Origin of the sequence: Novosphingobium sp. CF614 (assembly GCF_900113255.1) — a bacterium.
Classification (GTDB): domain Bacteria; phylum Pseudomonadota; class Alphaproteobacteria; order Sphingomonadales; family Sphingomonadaceae; genus Novosphingobium.
In genome coordinates, this window is record NZ_FOOR01000056.1 from 1 (window position 1) to 2,187 (window position 2,187).

Below are 2,187 nucleotides of genomic sequence, written 5' to 3' on the forward strand. Positions count from 1 at the left end.
GCACTATCCCAAGGCCGTCGTCGGCGATCCCGTCCCCCAGATATTGCGGCAGTGGCTGCAAGCATGGCGTGCTTGCTTCACTGCGCCCAGCTGGGTGTGGATCGGCGTGCAAAAAGGACCCCGTTAGCGGGGTGATCGGCGTCTAAAAGGGACCCCTCATTTCGATGGTTTAAGCAACCGCCTGGATTTTCAGGCGGCGAGATCGGGATGTTGGTTTTGGAGACAGTGGTTCGGATCCGGCGCGAGTATGCCGGAGGCAAGGCGATCAAGGCGATCGCACGGGATCTGCATGTGTCGCGGAAGGTCATCCGCAAAGCGGTCCGAGCGCCGGAGGGCGCCTTTGATTATCAGCGCAAGGTTCAGCCGCTGCCCAGGATCGGTCCGTTCCAGGAGCGCCTGAACACGCTGCTGGAAGAGAACGAGCTGCGCGGCAGGCGTGACCGGCTGCGGATGACTCGGATCCATGACCTGCTGGTGCGCGAAGGCTTTGAGGGATCCTACGATGCGGTGCGGCGCTACGCGGCGCGATGGAAGGTCGAACGGCGCAAGGATGCCGGCGATGGCGTCACCGCCTTCATCCCGCTGATGTTCAGGCCAGGCGAGGCCTACCAGTTCGACTGGAGCCATGAGGATGTCGAGATCGCCGGGGCACCGATGCGGGTGAAGGTCGCGCATATGCGCCTGTGCGCGTCACGTGGGGTCTATGTCCGGGCTTATCCTCGCGAGAGCCAGGAGATGCTGTTCGACGCGCATGCGCGCGGCTTTGCCTTCTTCGGTGGTGTGCCAGGGCGCGGCATCTACGATAATATGAAGACGGCTGTGACGAGCGTGTTCACCGGCAAGGAACGCGTATTCAACCGGCGGTTCCTGATCATGACCGACCATTATATGGTCGAGCCCACGGCCTGCTCGCCTGCGGCGGGATGGGAGAAGGGTCAGGTCGAGAACCAGGTGCAGACGATCCGGGGTCGCTTCTTCCAGCCCCGGTTGCGGTTCGCCAGTCTCGAAGAGCTCAATGGCTGGCTGGAGGCCGAGTGTCGGCGCTGGGCGGAACGGCAGCCCCATCCTGAACAGGGCGAGCTGACCGTGGCGCAGGTGCTGGAGATAGAACGATCTGCGCTGCAGCCGATGCTGGGACCGTTCGACGGCTTCAATGAGAGCGAGCATGCCGTGACCGGCACCTGCCTGATCAGCTTCGACCGCAATCGCTACTCGGTGCTCTCGACGGTGGCACGACGCACGGTGCAGGTCCGCGCCTATGCCGATCGCATCGTCGTTCGCTGCGGCGAAGATGTTGTCGCTGAACATCCTCGCTACTTTGGGCGCAACCGCACGATCTATGACCCCTGGCATTATCTGCCGGTGCTGGCCCGCAAGCCTGGCGCGCTGAGGAACGGTGCCCCCTTCCAGGACTGGGATCTGCCACCGGCGCTTGCCCGCCTGCGCCGCAAGCTGGGTAATGGCGACGATGCCGATCGCCGGTTCGTCCGTGTACTGTCGGCCGTACTGACCGATGGCCTGGAGCCTGTCGAAGCCGCTGTGCGTGAGGCACTGGCGACGGGCACGGCAAGCGACGACCTGATCCTCAACATCCTGGCACGACACCGGGAACCCCCGCGTCCGCTGACGATCATCACCTCCGAGGATAGCGCCTTGCGCCATCCCCCGATCGCCGACTGTGCCCGTTACGACCAGCTGAGGACCTTCGATGCAGCGGCATGACATGATCGAGGCCATGCGCGGCCTTGGCCTCAAGGGCATGGCGGGCGCGTTCGACGATGCGGTCACCACCGGCCTTCAGCGCCAGCGCACCACCATGGAGATACTGACCGACCTCCTGCGAGCGGAGGCGACGCATCGTCATGCCGCGTCGATCCGATACCGGATGGCCGCTGCCAGGCTGCCAGTCGTGAAGGACATCGACGCCTTCCGGTTCGAGGGTACCCCGATCAACGAGGGGCTGGTGCGTTCATTGCACAGCGGCGCGTTCCTGCCCGCACCCATGCTTTCGCCGCCAACGGCGGATGATGTCTTCGAACACCTCGTAGATGTCAGTCCGGAGTTCCCAGGGCAATCGACGACATCCGGGCAAAGTAAGTATCCCCCGGCAGAGCCGGGGGCTTTACGATGTGAGCCGCTCAAAGCGGCTGGTTCAGGTCGCTAACGCGGCCTGACGGTTTGGAACCG

Annotated in this window: 1 protein-coding gene and 1 pseudogene; both read left to right on the forward strand. The window is 64.0% G+C overall.

All coding sequences use genetic code 11. From position 1 onward, the window contains the following. Positions 1–207 precede the first annotated feature (207 nt). Positions 208–1,722: an IS21 family transposase gene (gene istA / locus BM052_RS19230; protein ID WP_091149480.1), complete on the forward strand. Its 1,515-nt coding sequence runs from the start codon at positions 208–210 to the stop codon at positions 1,720–1,722. Next, positions 1,709–1,996: pseudogene (locus tag BM052_RS19235) on the forward strand (ATP-binding protein); the annotation flags it as partial. The gene istA and the pseudogene BM052_RS19235, both read left to right, overlap by 14 nt. Between the last annotated feature and the right edge of the window lie 191 nt (positions 1,997–2,187).